This window comes from Streptomyces pseudovenezuelae, from assembly GCF_001513955.1.
GTDB lineage: Bacteria > Actinomycetota > Actinomycetes > Streptomycetales > Streptomycetaceae > Streptomyces > Streptomyces pseudovenezuelae.
This window is the reverse complement of sequence record NZ_KQ948147.1, coordinates 232,300-248,340: the sequence shown is the minus strand read 5'-3', so window position 1 is coordinate 248,340 and position 16,041 is coordinate 232,300. Positions and strand designations below refer to the sequence as shown.

Here is a 16,041-nt window from a genome sequence, read left to right as displayed (position 1 = left end):
TTCAGCCGCGGAACCAGTGCTGCGGCCGGGGTTGGATGTTCTGCCAGATGTGCTTGGGCTCGCGGTACTCGTCGAGGCCGGTCGGTCCCAGTTCCCGGCCCACACCGGAGTGCCCGAAGCCACCCCACTCGGCCTGCGGCACATAGGGGTGGTAGTCGTTGATCCACACGGTGCCGTGCCGCAGCCGGCGGGCGACCCGCTGGGCCTTGCCCGCGTCCTGCGTCCAGACCGCCCCGGCGAGGCCGTACTCGGTGTCGTTGGCGATGCGTACGGCGTCGTCCTCCCCGGTGAAGCGCTCCACGGTCAGCACCGACCCGAAGGACTCCTCGTGCACCACCCGCATGTCCTGCCGGCACTCGTCGAGCACGGTGGGCGGGTAGTAGTGGCCGCCGGCGAGGTCCGGGTCGGCGGGTCGTGCGCCGCCGCAGCGCAGGACGGCACCCTCGGCGACGCCCGCGGCGACGTATGCCTCGACCTTCTCCAGGTGCTGCGCGGAGATCAGCGCACCGGTCTCGGCCTCGGGGTCGAAGGGCCCGCCCAGGCGGATCTGCCGGGCCCGGCGGACCACCTCGTCGACGAAGCGGTCGTGCAGCGAGTCCTCGACGATCAGCCGGGCACCGGCCGAGCAGACCTGCCCCGAATGCAGGAAGACGGCCGTGAGCGCGAAGTCCACGGCCGTCTCGAAGTCGGCGTCGGCGAAGACGACGTTGGGGTTCTTGCCACCGAGTTCCAGCGCGACCTTCTTCACGGTCGCGGCGGCGGTGGCCATGATCCGCTTGCCGGTCTCCACGCCTCCGGTGAAGGACACCATGTCGACGCGGGGATCCTCGGAGAGCGGCGCGCCCACCTCGGGTCCGGTACCGAGGACGAGGTTGGCCGCGCCGGCGGGCAGTCCGGCTTCCTCCAACGCCCTCATCAGCAGGATCGAGGTGGAGGGGGTGAGCTCGCTGGGCTTGAGGACGATCGTGTTGCCGGCGAGAAGGGCCGGGGCCACCTTCCAACTCGCTTGCAACAGAGGGTAGTTCCAGGGTGTGATCAGTCCGCAGACCCCGATCGGCTCGTGGACCACGCGGCTGACGGCGTCGTCCCGGCCGGTGTCGATCACGCGACCGGCGTCGGTGCCGCCGAGCCCGCCGTAGTAGCGAAGACAGGAGACGACGTCGGCGATGTCGTACTCGCTCTCCACCAGCCGCTTGCCGGTGTCCAGCGACTCGGCGCGGGCGAACTCCTTGGCGTCGCGCTCGATCAGGTCGGCGGTGCGCAGCAGCAGGGCGCCGCGCTCACGCTCGGGGGTGTGCGGCCAGGGCCCCTCGTCGAAGGCCCGGCGGGCGGCGGCGACGGCCGCCTCACTGTCGGGCCGGGTCCCCTCGGACACGGTCGCGGAGAGCGTGCCGTCAGCGGGGCAACGGATCTCCCGATGGCCTCCGGCCACCGGCTCCCGCCATTCACCGTCCACGTACAGGTCTGCCACGTCGGGAGCCCTTCGAGCGATTTCGTTGCGCATGACGCATCGCATTGCTTGTGGTGGAACACTCTGGAGACTGCGGCAACCCACGTCAAGGGGTTGGGGGATGACGGTTTGGGCACGCGGACGCCGTGCGCACCGCCGGAGCCCGGCCGGTTTCGGGTACAAGCGGCCCCGCGAAAAATCCGCGTTACCCCGCCTGCGTCCGGGCGTCCCGGTGCCGGTAGTACACGGCCTCGGACGGCGCGAGCGGCTGCTTGCCGAGGATGAGGTCGGCCGCCTTCTCCGCGATCATCATCACCGGCGCGTAGATGTTGCCGTTGGTGACGTAGGGCATCACCGAGGCGTCGACGACCCGCAGCCCCTCGACGCCGTGCACGCGCATGCTCGCGGGGTCCACGACGGCCGTCTCGTCGGTGCCCATCTTGCAGGTGCAGGAGGGGTGCAGGGCGGTCTCGCCGTCCTTGGCGACCCAGGCGAGGATCTCCTCGTCGGTCTCGACGGACGGGCCGGGCGAGATCTCCCCGGCGTTGTAGGGGGCGAGGGCGGGCTGGTTGAGCAGCCTGCGCGCGACGCGGATCGCCTCGACCCACTCGCGGCGGTCCTGTTCGGTGGACAGGTAGTTGAAGCGCAGCTCCGGGTGCTCCTCGGGGTCCCGGCTCCTGATCTTCACGGAACCGAGGGCGTCGGAGTACATGGGTCCCACGTGCACCTGGTAGCCGTGTCCGCCGGCGGGCACGGAGCCGTCGTAGCGGACCGCGATCGGCAGGAAGTGGAACATCAGGTTGGGGTAGTCCACGTCCTCGTTGCTCCGGGCGAAGCCGCCGGCCTCGAAGTGGTTGGTCGCGGCGGGGCCCTTGCGGAAGAGCCACTGCAGGCCGATGAAGGGAGCCCGCCATTTCGCGAGGTACGGCTGCATGGAGACGGGCTGCTTGCAGGCGTACTGGATGTACACCTCCAGGTGGTCCTGCAGGTTCTCGCCGACGCCCGGCAGGTCGTGGACGACGTCGATGCCGAGCGCGCGCAGTTCCTCGGCGTTGCCGATGCCGGAGAGCTGGAGCAGCTGCGGGGAGTTGATGGCACCGCCGCAGAGAATGACTTCCCCGGCGCGGACCTGCCGGGGCGCCCCGCGGCCGCGCCGGTACTCGACGCCGACGGCCTTCTTGCCCTCGAACAGGACGCGGGTGACGAGGGCGCGCGTCCGGACGGTGAGGTTGGGCCGCTTCCTGACGGGCTTCAGATAGGCCTTGGAGGCGGAGAGCCGGCGACCGCGGTGGACGTTGCGGTCGAACTTGGCGAAGCCCTCCTGCCGGTAGCCGTTGACGTCGTCGGTCGGCGCGTACCCGGCTTCCTCGGTGGCCTTCTGGAAGGCGGTGAAGAGCGGGTTCGTGGCCGGGCCGCGCTCCAGGACGAGAGGGCCGTCGTGGCCGCGGAACTCGTCGTCCGGGTCGGCCGCGAGACAGTTCTCCATGCGCTTGAAGTACGGCAGACAGTGCGCGTAGTCCCAGGTCTCCATGCCCGGATCGGCGGCCCAGCGCTCGTAGTCCAGGGGGTTGCCGCGTTGGAAGATCATGCCGTTGATGCTGCTGGAGCCGCCCAGCACCTTGCCGCGGGCGTGGTAGACGCGCCGGCCGCCCATGTGCGGCTCGGGCTCGGACTCGTACTTCCAGTCGTAGAAGCGGCTGCCGATCGGGTAGGTCAGCGCCGCGGGCATGTGGATGAAGACGTCCCACGGGTAGTCGGGCCGGCCGGCCTCCAGGACCAGTACCCGGTTGCCCGGGTCGGCGGAGAGCCGGTTGGCCAGTGCGCTGCCGGCCGATCCACCGCCGACGATGACGAAGTCGTACTGCTCGGGAGCCATGGTGCCTCGTCTCGCTCGCGCCGTCGATACGCGCGGCATGCTAGTACGGGTAGCGTGATACGCACCAGGTTGCGAAGCGCGCAACTTACACGACACATGCACGAGGTCCCCGAAACAGACTCACGTCCTTGTTGTTTACCCCCCGTATAGTTGCGTTGTGAGCAACTACAACCCGGATAACGAAACGACAGGGTCGTCGAGCGGCGGAGTGCAGTCCGTCGACCGGGCCATTCACGTCATGGAGATCCTGGCCCAGCGCGGCGAGGCCGGGGTCAGCGAGGTGGCCGCCGAGATCGACGTGCACAAGTCCACGGCGTTCCGGCTGCTCGGCGCCCTGGAGGCGCGCGGCCTGGTGGAACAGGCGGGTGAGCGCGGCAAGTACCGGCTCGGTTTCGGCATCGTGCGCCTGGCAGGCGCGGTCACCGGACGCATCGACATCACCCAGCAGAGCCGCCCGGTCTGCGAGGACCTCGCCGAGGAGATCGGCGAGACGGTGAACCTCGCCGTGATGCAGGAGCGCTACGCGGTCAACCTCTACCAGGTGCGCGGCCCGGGTGCCGTCACCGCGCAGAACTGGGTCGGCCAGCTGACCCCGCTGCACGCCACGTCGAGCGGCAAGATCCTGCTGGCCCACCTGCCCGCCAAGGAGCGCGCCGCGCTGCTGACGGAGACCGGCCTGAAGAAGGTCACCCCGCGCACCATCACCGCGAAGACCAAGCTGGAGAAGAACCTCGCCGAGGCCCGGGAGCGGGGTTACGCCTGGGCCCTGGAGGAGCTGGAGCTCGGTCTGCACGCCATGGCCGCGCCGGTCCGCGACCGGGACGGCGAGGTCATCGCCGCGCTCAGCGCCTCGGGGCCCGCGTACCGGCTCTCCGAGGAGCGCCTGCACGAGCTCGCCCCGGTCCTGGTCAAGGGTGCCGAGGAGATCAGCCACCGGATGGGTTACCTGGGCTGAGCCCCCAGCCGGGCCTGGACCCAGTCGTGGAAGGCGCCGATGTGGTGCTCGCTGGGGACCAGGACACCGCCCTTGGCGTACAGCCGTGAGCTCATGGCCGGCTGGGTGCGCTCGCACGCGTCGAAGTCCTGCCGGTTGACCCGGTCGAACAGCTCCACCGACCGGCTGACGTCCTTCCCGCTCTGCACGACGTCCGGAAGGTACAGCCAGTCGCACTCCACGACCGTGCGGTCGGCGGCGACCGGGTACATCCGGTGGAAGATCACGTGGTCGGGCACGAGGTTGACGAACACCTGCGGCCGCACGGTGATCGCGTAGTACCGGCGGTCCTGGTCCTCGGAGACTCCCGGGATCCGGTCCAGCCCCTCCGAGCCGTCGACGGTGAAGCCCCTGACGTCCTCGCCGAACTCCGCGCCGTGCCCCACGTAGTACTGGGCGGCGTACCCGTCGGCGAACTCCGGGAGGACCTCGGTGAGTTCGGGGTGGATGGTCGCGCAGTGGTAGCACTCCATGAAGTTCTCGATGATCAGTTTCCAGTTGGCCTTCACGTCGTACGTGATCCGCCGGCCGACCTGGAGGTTGTCGATGTCGTAGTGCTCGATGGACTCGGTGTCGCCGAGGCGCGTGACCACCTCCTGGACGACCTCGTCGAAGGGCGGCGGATTCTCGGCGAGGCACACCCACACATAGCCCAGCCACTCACGCACCGCGACGCTCGCCAGGCCGTACTCGGTCCGGCCCACGTCCGGCATCTTCGTCAGGTTCGGCGCGGCCACGAGCTTGCCCGTCAGGTCGTACGTCCAGGCGTGGTACGGACACTGGAACGCCCGCTTGACCTCTCCCGACTCCTCCGTGCACAGTCTGGCGCCCCGGTGCCGGCAGACGTTGAAGTACGCGCGCACCGAGTCGTCCCGGGCGCGCGTGATCAGGATGCTCTCGCGGCCCACCTGCACGGTCCTGAAGGCGCCGGGTTTGGGCAGGTCGGCGGCGCGGACGGCGCAGAACCACATCGCTTCGAAGATGTGCTCCTGCTCCTGGGCGAAGATGCCGGGATCCGTGTAGGAGGCGCCGGGGAGGGTGGCGATCAGGCTGTCCGGCAGGCTGGTCGAGGTCACAGTGCACTCCTCAGGGACGTCGTGGGCCGGTGGTGCACGCCGGGAAGAGCGGACGGCGTTGCGGGCGGAGCGACAGCGACGGTGCTGTCAGGCCGCCGCGGCGAGCTGCTTGCGCCAGCGCGTGAACAGCCGCGGCTGGTTCATCCCGAGCACGGCGACCGGATGGCCGGAACGCCGGTAGACGGCCAGGACGTTGTGCTCGTCCCGGGCGCCCTCCTCGATCGTCACGCTGTCGGCGGCGGCCGCGTGACCGGCGAACTGGATCTTCACGCCGTACTGGTCCGACCAGAAGTACGGCGGCCTCGGCGCGCTCGGTTCCACCGCGCCGCCCGCCAGCAGCGCGGTCACGGCCGCGTCGGGCCGCTCCCGGGCACCGGTCCAGTGCTCGACGCGGCGGTGCAGGCCCGCGCGCGGGTCGTACCAGGAGGCGCAGTCCCCGACCGCGACCACGCCGGCCAGGCCGGTGCGGCCGTCGGCGCCGCAGGTGACGCCGTCGCCGAGGGCGAGCCCCGAGCCCGCGAGCCACTCGACGCACGGACGCGCGCCTACCCCCACGACCACGATGTCGGCGCCGACGCTGCGGCCGTCCGCCAGCAGGACGGCCTCGACCCGGCTCCCGCCGCGCAGCCCCTTGACGCCCACCCCGCACAACAGCCGTACGCCGTGGTCGGCGTGGAGGGCGGAGACGATCCCGCCCATGGTCTCGCCGAGGGGTCCGGCCAGGGGGGTCGGGGCGGCTTCCACGACGGTCACGTCGAGCCCGAGGGCGTACGCGGTGGAGGCGACCTCGGCGCCGATGAACCCACCGCCGATCACCACCAGCCGTCCCCCGAGGGCCAGTTCGTCACGGAGGGCGCGGGCGTCGTCCAGGGTGCGCAGGGTGTGCACGCCGGCCAGGCCGTCCGTGCCGGGCAGGGTCCGGGCGGCGGCGCCGGTCGCGATGACGACGCCGTCCGCCCGCACCTCGCTGCCGTCGGCGAGCCGTACGGCGCGCTGCGGGCCGTCGAGACCGACGGCGCGGACACCGAGCAGCCACTCGGCCCGCAGGTCCTCCTCGTCCGGTTCCAGCGCGAGATCCGCCTCGGCCAGGGATCCGGCCAGGAACTCCTTGGACAACGGGGGCCTGTCGTACGGGCGGTGCGGTTCGTCGCCGATGACGACGAGCCGCCCGTCGAAGCCCTGCCTGCGCAGTGAACGCGCGGCCGAGAGACCGGCGAGCGAGGCGCCGACCACGGCGACCGTCCTCACGCGGGTCCGCCGGCCAGCCGGGCCGCGACGCAGGGCGGCAGGTTGGGCGCGTCCAGGGACAGCTGGACGTAGATCATGCCGTCCTCGACACGGACCTCGTGGGTGCGGACCGGGCGCTTGGCCGGCGGGGCGTCCACGGCACCCGTCCGCAGGTCGAACTTCGAGGCGTGCAGCGGGCATTCGACCTCGCAGCCCTCCAGCCAGCCGTCGGCGAGCGAGGCGTCCTGATGGGTGCAGGTGTCGTCGATGGCGAAGACCTCGCCGTCGTCGGTGTGGAACACCGAGACCGGCGGATCGATGTCGAGCCGGTAGGCCTCGCCTCGGGGAAGGTCCACGAGACGGCACGCGGGAATCATCATGACACCTCGGTGCGTATAGCGAAACGGATTGCGTTGAACGCAACGTCAGTTTGAGGGCGGCCACAAACCCTTGTCAAGGCGTCCAGAGGCCGGACCCGGACAGAAATCCGCGTTGTCCCCTGCGCAACATCGTGCGCTATGAACAACGGCGAGGGCTCTCTCACAGGACCACCACGGAGCGCAGCACCTCTCCGCGGCGCATCTTCTCGAACGCCTTCTCCACGTCCCCGAGACCGATGGTCTCGGACACGAACACGTCCAGGTCGAAGCGCCCGTCCAGGTAGAGGTCGACGAGCGCCGGGAAGTCCCGTGAGGGCAGGCAGTCGCCGTACCAGCTGGACTTCAGGGCACCCCCGCGTCCGAAGACGTCGAGCAGCGGCAGTTCCAGTGTCGTCCCGGGGGTGGGCACACCGACCAGGACGACGGTGCCGGCGAGGTCGCGGGCGTAGAAGGCCTGCCGGTACGTCTCGGGGCGGCCGACCGCCTCGACGACCACGTCGGCGCCGAAGCCGCCGGTCAGCTCGCGCACCGCCGCCACGACGTCCGTGGCGGAGCCGTCGACGACATGGGTGGCGCCCATCCCCGTGGCCCGCTCCAGCTTGCGCGGGTCGACGTCGACGGCGATGACCTTGGTCGCGCCGGCGAGCCGCGCTCCCGCGACGGCGGCCATGCCGACCCCGCCGCACCCGATGACGGCGACGGAGTCCCCGCGGCCGACGGCACCGGTGTTCACGGCCGCGCCGAAGCCCGCCATGACACCGCAGCCGAGCAGTCCCGCCGCGGTGGCCGGGGCCGCCGGGTCCACCTTGGTGCACTGCCCGGCGGCCACCAGGGTCTTCTCCGCGAAGGCGCCGATGCCGAGGGCGGGCGAGAGCGGGGTGCCGTCGAGCAGGGTCATCGGCTGCGTCGCGTTGCGGGTGGCGAAGCAGTACCAGGGCCTGCCCCTGCTGCACGCCCGGCACGCACCGCACACCGCACGCCAGTTGAGGATGACGAAGTCGCCCGGTCCGACGCCGGTGACGCCCTCCCCCACGGCCTCGACGCGGCCGGCCGCCTCATGTCCGAGGAGGAAGGGGAAGTCGTCGCTGATGCCGCCCTCCCGGTAGTGGAGATCGGTGTGGCAGACCCCGCACGCCTCGACCTTCACCAGCGCCTCGCCGGGCCCGGGGTCGGGGACCACGATCGTCTCGACCGAGACCGGGGCGCCCTTCCCGCGGGCGACGACAGCACGAACCTCATGAGCCATGGGTCACTCCTCCGACTGCGCTCTCAGTTGCCTCATTCGCGACGCGTATCGCTATGCGCAACTGAGCATCGAGGAGGGCGAGCCAGGGGTCAAGAGGTCGGTTCCGGCCGGATCGCCGGCGCGGACGGGGCGTACGCCTCCCGTGCCCTTCCGGGCAGGTCCGCCCGCTCCTCGAAGGGGTTGTGGCCAGGAAAGGACAGTTGCCGACATGTGGCCACGGCGAGGGCCGGGGTGCACTGAGATGGCCCCGACCGCCGGACGCACGGGCAGGGGTGGGCATGAGCGACGTCATGGAAGCGGAGCCGGCGGGACCGGCCGGCTCGGCACACGCCGTCCCCGGGACCGCCGTTCCGGGAGCCGCCGAGGAGCGGTTCCGCGGGCTGCTGGAGGCCGCGCCGGACGCCATGGTCATCGTCGACGACACCGGCATCATCAAGCTCGTCAACGCCCAGACCGAGGCCCTCTTCGGCTACGCGCGCGAGGACCTGCTCGGCCGCCCCGTCGAACTGCTCATGCCGCACCGCTTCCGCGGCCACCACGGCGTGCACCGCGGCCAGTACGCCGCCAACCGCCAGGTCCGGCCGATGGGCGCCGGCCTCGATCTGCACGGGTTGCGCAAGGACGGCACCGAGTTCCCCGTCGAGATCAGCCTGAGCCCGATGGAGACGGCGGACGGTCTGCTGGTCTCCGCCGCCGTCCGGGACGTCAGCGACCGCAAGGCCGCGGAGGCCCGGATCAACGAGCTCGCCGCGCTCGTCGAGTCCTCCCAGGACGCGATCCTCGCCATGACCCTCGACGGGTACATCACCTACTGGAACGCCGCCGCCCAGCGGCTGTACGGCTACACCGCCGAGGAGGCCATCGGCCGGCACGTGTCGATGCTCTCCCCCGCCGCACTGCACGGCGACATCAACGCGCTGCTGAAACGCCTGCGGCACGGCGAGAAGGTGGAGCACTTCGAGGCACTGCGGGTCACCGAGGCCGGCACCCTGCTGGACGTCGACGTCACCCTGTGGCCGACGCGGGACACCCTCGGCAAGGTCGTCGGGGCCTGCGCGATCGTGCGGGACATCAGCGACCGCAAACGAGCCGAGGCCGAACTCACCGAACTGTACGAGCAGCAGAGGCACATCGCGCTCACCCTCCAGCGCAGCCTGATGGGCACCCCGCCCGCCATTCCCGGCCTCGCCACCGCCAGCCGCTACCGCCCCGCCACCCAGGGGGCCGGCGTGGGCGGCGACTGGTTCGACCTGATCCCCCTGGGGGCCGGGCGGGTGGGCGTCCTCATCGGGGACGTCATGGGCCGCGGTCTGGAGGCGGCCGCCGTGATGGGCCAGCTGCGCTCGGCCGCGCACGCCCTCGCCAAGACCGGGATGCAGCCGCGTCAGCTCATGCAGGAGCTGGAGAACTGCGTCACCGACCTCGACGTCCCCGACCAGCTCGTCACCTGTTGCTACCTGACGATCGCCCCGGACAGCGGCACGGTCACCGTCTGCTCCGCCGGTCATCTGCCGACCCTGGTGGCCATCCCCGGTGAGGGGGTGCACAGCCTCCTCGTGCCGGTGAACGCGCCGCTCGGTGTCGGTGACGTCCTGTACGAGCAGACCTCCGTGGCGGTGCCGCCCGGCGCCACGCTGGTCCTCTACACCGACGGCCTGATCGAGACGCCCGGCAGCGACATCGAGGAGCGGGTCGGTGAACTCACCTCCGTGCTGGCCGGGTTCTTCCTCGACCCGCCGTGTCTGGAGGCCGCCGCCGACCACGTCCTCGCCGGTCTGCTGCCGGACGCGGAGAGCCACAACGACGACGTCACCCTGCTGCTCGCCCAGTTGCCGGACGCGCCGCCGGACGCCGTGAGCTGCGACCTCGCCGCCGTCCCCGCGTCGGTCCCGGAGGGCAGGACCTTCCTGAGCAAGGCCCTGCTCTCCTGGGACTGCGCCGCCTCCGCGGACGAGGCACTGCTGCTGCTCTCCGAGACCCTCACCAACGCCGTCCAGCACGCCGAGGGCCCCATCGGTGTCCGCCTGTGCCGCACCGACACGGGCCTGACCGTCGAGGTCAGCGACCACAGTCCGCATCTGCCGCAGCCCCGCCTCGCCGCCGACGACGAGGAGTCCGGCCGCGGCCTCCTCCTGGTCCGCACCCTCGCCGACACCTGGGGCGTGCGCCCGACGGACGACGGCAAGACGACGTGGTTCACGCTGAAGCTGTGAAGGCCCGTCACTCCCCGACGTACGCCGCCAGATGCTCCGCCGTGAGCGTGCCCCCCGTGGCGACGAGCTCCGCGGGCGTCCCCTCGAACACGATCCGTCCGCCGTCGTGACCCGCGCCCGGACCGAGGTCGATGATCCAGTCGGCGTGGGCCATGACCGCCTGGTGGTGCTCGACGACGATGACGGACTTGCCGGAGTCGACGAGCCGGTCGAGCAGGCCGAGGAGCTGTTCCACGTCGGCGAGGTGGAGGCCGGTGGTCGGCTCGTCGAGGATGAACACGCCGCCCTTCTCCCCCATGTGGGTCGCCAGCTTCAGCCGCTGGCGCTCACCGCCGGACAGCGTGGTGAGCGGCTGGCCGAGGGTGAGATAGCCGAGCCCGACGTCCGAGAGGCGCTCCAGGATCCTGTGCGCGGTCGGCGTACGCGCCTCACCGGCGCCGAAGAACTCCTCCGCCTCCGTCACCGGCATCGCGAGCACCTCGCTGATGTCCCGCCCGCCGAGGTGGTACTCCAGCACGGAGGCCTGGAACCGCTTCCCCTCGCACTCCTCACAGGTCGTGGCGACCCCCGCCATCATCGCGAGGTCGGTGTAGACGACTCCCGCGCCGTTGCAGGTGGGGCAGGCGCCCTCGGAGTTGGCGCTGAACAGCGCCGGCTTCACTCCGTTGGCCTTCGCGAACGCCTTGCGGATCGGCTCCAGCAGCCCGGTGTACGTCGCCGGGTTGCTGCGCCGCGAGCCGCGGATGGCGCCCTGGTCGACGGAGACGATGCCCTCCGTGGCCGGGATCGACCCGTGCACCAGCGAGCTCTTGCCGGACCCCGCGACCCCGGTGATCACGGTCAGCACCCCGAGCGGGATGTCGACGTCGACCCCCTGGAGGTTGTGCGTGCTCGCACCGCGGATCTCCAGCGCGCCGTTGGCCTTGCGGACCGTGTCCTTGAGTCCGGCCCGGTCGTCGAAGTGGCGGCCGGTGACCGTGCCACTGGTCCGCAGCCCTTCGACCGTGCCCTCGAAGCAGACCGCGCCGCCCGCCGTACCGGCACCGGGGCCGAGGTCGACGACGTGGTCGGCGATCACGATGGTCTCCGGCTTGTGCTCCACGACGAGCACCGTGTTGCCCTTGTCCCGCAGGCGCAGCAGCAGGTTGTTCATGCGCTGGATGTCATGGGGGTGCAGCCCGATCGTCGGCTCGTCGAAGACGTAGGTGACGTCGGTGAGCGAGGAGCCGAGGTGGCGGATCATCTTGGTGCGCTGTGCCTCGCCGCCGGACAGCGTGCCGGAGGACCGGTCGAGGGAGAGATAGCCGAGCCCGATCTCCACAAAGGAGTCGAGGGTCTCGCCCAGCGCCGTCAGCAGCGGGCCGACCGACGGCTCGTCCAGGGCGCGCACCCACTCGGCCAGGTCGCTGATCTGCATCGCGCAGGCGTCGGCGATGCTGATCCCCTTGATCTTCGAGGAGCGGGCACCCTCGCTGAGCCGGGTGCCCTCGCAGTCGGGGCAGACCATGAAGGTGATCGCACGGTCCACGAACTCGCGGATGTGCGGCTGCATCGACTCGCGGTCCTTGGCGAGCATCGACTTCTGGATGCGCGGGACGAGACCCTCGTAGGTCATGTTGATGCCCGCGATCTTCATCCGGACCGGCTCGCGGTACAGGAAGTCCTGGAGCTCGCGCTTGGTGAACTTCCGGATCGGCTTGTCCGCGTCGAAGAAGCCGGACTCGCTGTAGAGCCGGTAGTTCCAGCCGCCGGCCTTGTAGCCGGGGATGGTCATCGCGCCCTCGGCGAGCGACTTGGAGTCGTCGTAGAGCTGGGTGAGGTCGATGTCGTTGACCGTGCCGCGGCCCTCGCAGCGCGGGCACATGCCGCCGACGATGCTGAAGCTGCGGCGCTCCTTCACGGTCTGTCCGCCGCGCTCCATGGTGACCGCGCCCGCCCCGCTGATGGAGGCGACGTTGAAGGAGAACGCCTTGGGCGAGCCGATGTGCGGGGTCCCGAGTCTGCTGAACAGGATGCGGAGCATCGCGTTGGTGTCGGTGACGGTGCCGACGGTGGAGCGCGGGTCGCCGCCGAGGCGCTGCTGGTCGACGGTGATGGCGGTGGTCAGACCGTCCAGGACGTCGACCTCGGGGCGCCCCAGGGTCGGCATGAAGCCCTGCACGAAGGCGCTGTAGGTCTCGTTGATCAGCCGCTGCGACTCGGCGGCGATGGTGTCGAACACCAGCGAGCTCTTGCCGGAGCCGGAGACTCCGGTGAACACCGTGAGCCGGCGCTTCGGGATCTCGATACTGACGTCCTTGAGGTTGTTCTCGCGCGCCCCGTGCACGCGGATCAGGTCGTGGCTGTCAGCGGCGTGCGGCGCGTCGCTCCGCGTGGCCTTGCTCATGGTGACTGGTCCTCCCGTTTCGACAACTTCGAACACTATGTCGAGGCGCGCGCCTCAGCGCAGCTCCTGGACGCGGATCACGTTGCCCGCGGGATCGAGGAAGGCGCAGTCCCGGATGCCGTACGGCTGCTCGATCGGCTCCTGGATCACCTCGGCGCGGGCCTGCAGCCGCTCGAAGACGGAGTCGAGGTCGGGGGTGGCGAGCAGGAGCCCGGGGTCCTCGCCCGCCGGGCTCAGCACGACCGAGGTGCCGCCCGGACCCGCGGGACCGACGGTGATCCAGCGCATGCCGTCGCGGCCCACGTCCCCGCGCACCTCGAAGCCCAGCACGTCCCGGTAGAAGGCCAGGGCGGCCTCCGGGTCGTCGTGCGGGAGGAAGCTCGCCCGTATCCGGATGTCCATGCCCGTCACGCTAGCCAGGGCCGCGGCCCCGCGCTTCTCGAATCCTGACCGGTCTCAGCGCACCAGTCCCGCGATGTGCGCCGTGACCGTGTCGAGGATGTCCGACCAGGCGGCCGCGTCACCGAGGACGAGGTAGTTCAGGGTGAGCCCGTCGGTCATGGCCGCGAGATAGCGGGCCAGCACGGAGACGGGCACCCCCAGCTCCAGGTCCATGTCCCCCCGCAGCTGCTCGATCAGCTCGGCGTACGCCTCGCCGTACAGCTCGTACTGGCGTCTGGCCAGGTGCTCGAAGCCGGGCTCGCGCAGGGCGTACTGGGTGAGCTCGTAGGTGAGCATGTGCGCCTCGGGGTGGGCGCGGACATGGTCCCAGTAGGCCCGGAAGCCGGCGGCGACGGTCTCCTCCAGGCTGTCCCTGGGACGCAGCGCCTCCCGGACCACGCTCACCGACTGATCGGTGAGCGTGGTGATCACGGACTCGACGAGGGCCTGCTTGGAGTCGAAGCAGTAGTGGAAGACGCTCAGGGACACCCCGGCCTCGGCGGCGATGGACCGGGTCGTCGTCTTGGCGACGCCGTCCCGGGCCATCGCCCTGATCGCCGCTGCCGTCAGCTGTCTGCGCCGCTCCGCCGACGGCATGCGTGCCATGCGTGTCCCCCGTTGTCGAACGGATCAGCCGCTGTGGACTCCCACCTCGTACAGCGAGTATCCCCAGTCGGTGCCGCGGTCCAGACCGTGCACCCGGACGTAACGGGCCGGTGTGCCGGTGAACCTGGCGGTGTCCAGGCCGCCGTCGCCGGTGGTCGTGGACCAGACGCTCTGCCAGTTGGTCCCGTCCGTCGACAGCTCGATCCGGTACGCCTTCCCGTACGCCCGCTCCCAGCGGAGCGTGACCTTGGAGACCAGGTTGGTGGCGCCCAGGTCGACCTGCCACCACTGGTCGTCGCTCCAGTCGCTCGCCCAGCGGGAGGAGTCGTCACCGTCGACCGCCCGCCCCGGCTGATAGCTGGTGAACGGGTTGGACTCCGACGAACTGGCCGTCGCCGTCCTCCCGCTCGCGAGGTTCACGGACGCCTGGTGCCGCTCGGTGGTGCCCCACGTGTCCAGGTAGGACTCGGCGCCACGGAACAGGTCGTCGACCACGCCCTGTCCGCCGACGAGCCGGATGTCCTCGATCCAGTCCGGGATCATGCCGACATGGGCGGCCCCGTCCGTGTTGAAGTCGAAGGTGCGCTGCCCGGACGTCTGCTTGTCGACGACCGAGCCGCCGTCGACGCTCTTGAAGGGGTACGTCACCTTGTTCGCGGCGTCCGCGCCGCGTGGTGCGGGGTGGTCGCCGATGCCGTTGAAGTCGGTGCCGAAGCCGTAGCCGACGCCGTACTTGTCGCGCAGCGCGTCGGTGCGCTTCGCCTCCGCGGCGAACCCTTCGGAGCCGTGCATGTACTGGGCGACGAAACCGCCGAGAGAGTAGACCCGCTCGGTCCAGTTCAGGTCCATCCAGCTGTGCGAGGAGAGCACGCCCGGGTAGTTCGCGGCCTCGAAGATGTCGAGGACCTGGCCGGTGGCCTTGACGCTCATGTGGTCGACCTCGAGCATCATCTTGCGTTTCATCATGCCGCGCACGGCGTACTCACCGAGGTCGGTGAGCCCGCGGACGTTGCACTGGGCGGCCTTGTCGTACTCCGGGACCTCGGTGCCGGCCGGCAGGTCGGCCTCCGCCTCCGAGGCGGCCGTACCGATGGGGTTGTCGTGCTGCGGGCCCTTGCAGGTCTCGGTCTTCCAGAAGGTGCCGGTGGACAGGAACTGGCCCACGTTGATGGCGGTGCCGAGGCCGCCCTCGTCGAAGCGGACACCGCACAGGGCGTTGTCGAACTTGTGACACAGGAACATCGAGCGCACGCCCAGGCCGTACAGCTCGTCGAGCCCCTTGTCGATGTCCGCCTTGCTGCACTGCCCGATGTCGAGGATCTGCTTGCAGCCGAACGGTTCGGAGGTCTCGACGCCGAGGACGACCGCCAGCTTGCCCTCTTCGATGACCTGCCGGGCCTGCGCGCTGTCGGTGACGATCCGGAACCAGCCCTTGCCGGTGCCGCCGTACATCTTGTCCACGAAGGCCTGGAGGTCGTACGTCATCCTGGCCTGCAGGCGGATCGAGGTCATCTCGTCACAGCTGCGGTCCTTGAAGGGGTAGACCGAGCAGATCATGCCGTTGGTGACGAGGTCGTTGACGAGCACCCGCTGGCCGCCGCGCCAGGCCCGCTCCACCCAGGCGTAGTAGTTCGCCTGATGGGTCATCGAGTCGTACGCCGGCCAGTCCTTGAAGGTGGGCCAGCCCGTCGGATCGTGCTTGCCGTCACCGCCGTGGGTGATGTAGTCGAACAGCGCGAGGCTGCCGTCGGGGTAGTGCTCGGGGCAGTCCTTGAGCGCGTCGGCGACTCCGGCCTCGGAGTACACCTTGCCGCAGATCAGCCGCCCGCCGAACGCCTCGTTGGAGAAGAGGTGGTTGTGGGCGTCGACGAACCCCCGCACCTCACCGGCGGAGTTGGTCCCCGTGAAGGGGGCTCCGGTCACGTTGATCTGGGCGTCGGGCGCGGGCCGGGCCGTCGGTGTCCACCAGTCGGTGGCCGCCGAGCTCGGCGTGGGGCCGAGGATGGCGGCCAGCACCAGGAAGAGCACGGAGACGACGGTGATGTTCTTGCGGCTGCGGCAGGAGCGTCCAGCCATGGCCCACGTCCCTCGGTCGGCGGGGGCGCCGTCGACCGAGGGCGTTTTGACTGCCCTTGGAGTTGTCATG

Annotated in this window: 12 protein-coding genes; 2 read left to right on the top strand and 10 right to left on the bottom strand. The window is 70.5% G+C overall.

The features are described from left to right. Position 1: 1 nt before the first annotated feature. Both AQI94_RS17530 and betA read right to left on the bottom strand, forming a co-directional pair. Positions 2-1,471: an aldehyde dehydrogenase family protein gene (locus AQI94_RS17530; protein ID WP_031041038.1), complete on the bottom strand. Its 1,470-nt coding sequence runs from the start codon at positions 1,469-1,471 to the stop codon at positions 2-4. 184 nt (positions 1,472-1,655) lie between these two features. After that, the gene (gene betA, locus AQI94_RS17525; protein ID WP_031041041.1) at positions 1,656-3,326 is read right to left on the bottom strand and encodes a choline dehydrogenase; all 1,671 of its coding nucleotides are present in this window, start codon (positions 3,324-3,326) and stop codon (positions 1,656-1,658) included. A 208-nt stretch (positions 3,327-3,534) separates the two neighbouring features. Between betA and AQI94_RS17520 the strand changes: the two genes are divergently transcribed. Continuing rightward, positions 3,535-4,281: an IclR family transcriptional regulator gene (locus tag AQI94_RS17520; protein WP_031041045.1), complete on the top strand. Its 747-nt coding sequence runs from the start codon at positions 3,535-3,537 to the stop codon at positions 4,279-4,281. Here AQI94_RS17520 and AQI94_RS17515 read toward each other — a convergent pair. The 4 genes from AQI94_RS17515 to AQI94_RS17500 all read right to left on the bottom strand — a co-directional run bounded on the left by AQI94_RS17515 (position 4,269) and on the right by AQI94_RS17500 (position 8,249). Continuing rightward, positions 4,269-5,396 (bottom strand): aromatic ring-hydroxylating oxygenase subunit alpha, encoded by a 1,128-nt coding sequence (locus AQI94_RS17515; protein WP_031041048.1) that lies wholly within the window; start codon positions 5,394-5,396, stop codon positions 4,269-4,271. The two genes, AQI94_RS17520 and AQI94_RS17515, sit on opposite strands and share 13 nt — an antisense overlap. 87 nt (positions 5,397-5,483) lie before the next feature. After that, the gene (locus AQI94_RS17510; protein ID WP_079062547.1) at positions 5,484-6,644 is read right to left on the bottom strand and encodes an NAD(P)/FAD-dependent oxidoreductase; all 1,161 of its coding nucleotides are present in this window, start codon (positions 6,642-6,644) and stop codon (positions 5,484-5,486) included. Beyond that, positions 6,641-7,003, bottom strand: coding sequence for a bifunctional 3-phenylpropionate/cinnamic acid dioxygenase ferredoxin subunit (locus tag AQI94_RS17505; protein WP_031054186.1), 363 nt, complete (start codon positions 7,001-7,003; stop codon positions 6,641-6,643). The genes AQI94_RS17510 and AQI94_RS17505 overlap by 4 nt, the downstream gene beginning before the upstream one ends. Positions 7,004-7,163: 160 nt before the next feature. Beyond that, positions 7,164-8,249, bottom strand: a complete 1,086-nt coding sequence (locus tag AQI94_RS17500; RefSeq protein WP_062229801.1) for an S-(hydroxymethyl)mycothiol dehydrogenase — start codon at positions 8,247-8,249, stop codon at positions 7,164-7,166. A 278-nt stretch (positions 8,250-8,527) separates the two neighbouring features. Here AQI94_RS17500 and AQI94_RS42830 point away from each other — a divergent pair, with 278 nt between their 5' ends. Continuing rightward, positions 8,528-10,462 (top strand): PAS domain S-box protein, encoded by a 1,935-nt coding sequence (locus AQI94_RS42830; protein ID WP_078902715.1) that lies wholly within the window; start codon positions 8,528-8,530, stop codon positions 10,460-10,462. A gap of 7 nt (positions 10,463-10,469) precedes the next feature. Here the strand turns inward: AQI94_RS42830 and AQI94_RS17490 are convergent, their stop codons facing one another. Genes AQI94_RS17490 through AQI94_RS17475 form a run of 4 tightly spaced genes read right to left on the bottom strand, consistent with a single transcriptional unit; the run spans position 10,470 to position 15,971 of the window. Continuing rightward, positions 10,470-12,848, bottom strand: coding sequence for an ATP-binding cassette domain-containing protein (locus AQI94_RS17490; protein ID WP_031044598.1), 2,379 nt, complete (start codon positions 12,846-12,848; stop codon positions 10,470-10,472). A 54-nt stretch (positions 12,849-12,902) separates the two neighbouring features. Further along, positions 12,903-13,250, bottom strand: a complete 348-nt coding sequence (locus AQI94_RS17485) for a VOC family protein (protein ID WP_031044601.1) — start codon at positions 13,248-13,250, stop codon at positions 12,903-12,905. Positions 13,251-13,304: 54 nt separating this feature from the next. Next, positions 13,305-13,895 carry a TetR/AcrR family transcriptional regulator gene (locus tag AQI94_RS17480; RefSeq protein WP_031044603.1) on the bottom strand — a complete coding sequence of 197 codons (591 nt, stop codon included), beginning with the start codon at positions 13,893-13,895 and terminating at the stop codon, positions 13,305-13,307. Between the two features lie 24 nt (positions 13,896-13,919). After that, positions 13,920-15,971, bottom strand: coding sequence for a galactose-binding domain-containing protein (locus AQI94_RS17475; protein WP_031044606.1), 2,052 nt, complete (start codon positions 15,969-15,971; stop codon positions 13,920-13,922). Positions 15,972-16,041 lie beyond the last annotated feature (70 nt).

Excerpts from the sequence above, each read along its gene's own strand:
- AQI94_RS42830 (WP_078902715.1), top strand. The coding sequence starts at position 8,528 with ATGAGCGACGTCATGGAAGCGGAGCCGGCGGGACCGGCCGGCTCGGCA.
- AQI94_RS17505 (WP_031054186.1), bottom strand. The coding sequence starts at position 7,003 with ATGATGATTCCCGCGTGCCGTCTCGTGGACCTTCCCCGAGGCGAGGCC.
- AQI94_RS17490 (WP_031044598.1), bottom strand. The coding sequence starts at position 12,848 with ATGAGCAAGGCCACGCGGAGCGACGCGCCGCACGCCGCTGACAGCCAC.
- betA (WP_031041041.1), bottom strand. The coding sequence starts at position 3,326 with ATGGCTCCCGAGCAGTACGACTTCGTCATCGTCGGCGGTGGATCGGCC.
- AQI94_RS17485 (WP_031044601.1), bottom strand. The coding sequence starts at position 13,250 with ATGGACATCCGGATACGGGCGAGCTTCCTCCCGCACGACGACCCGGAG.
- AQI94_RS17500 (WP_062229801.1), bottom strand. The coding sequence starts at position 8,249 with ATGGCTCATGAGGTTCGTGCTGTCGTCGCCCGCGGGAAGGGCGCCCCG.
- AQI94_RS17475 (WP_031044606.1), bottom strand. The coding sequence starts at position 15,971 with ATGGCTGGACGCTCCTGCCGCAGCCGCAAGAACATCACCGTCGTCTCC.
- AQI94_RS17480 (WP_031044603.1), bottom strand. The coding sequence starts at position 13,895 with ATGGCACGCATGCCGTCGGCGGAGCGGCGCAGACAGCTGACGGCAGCG.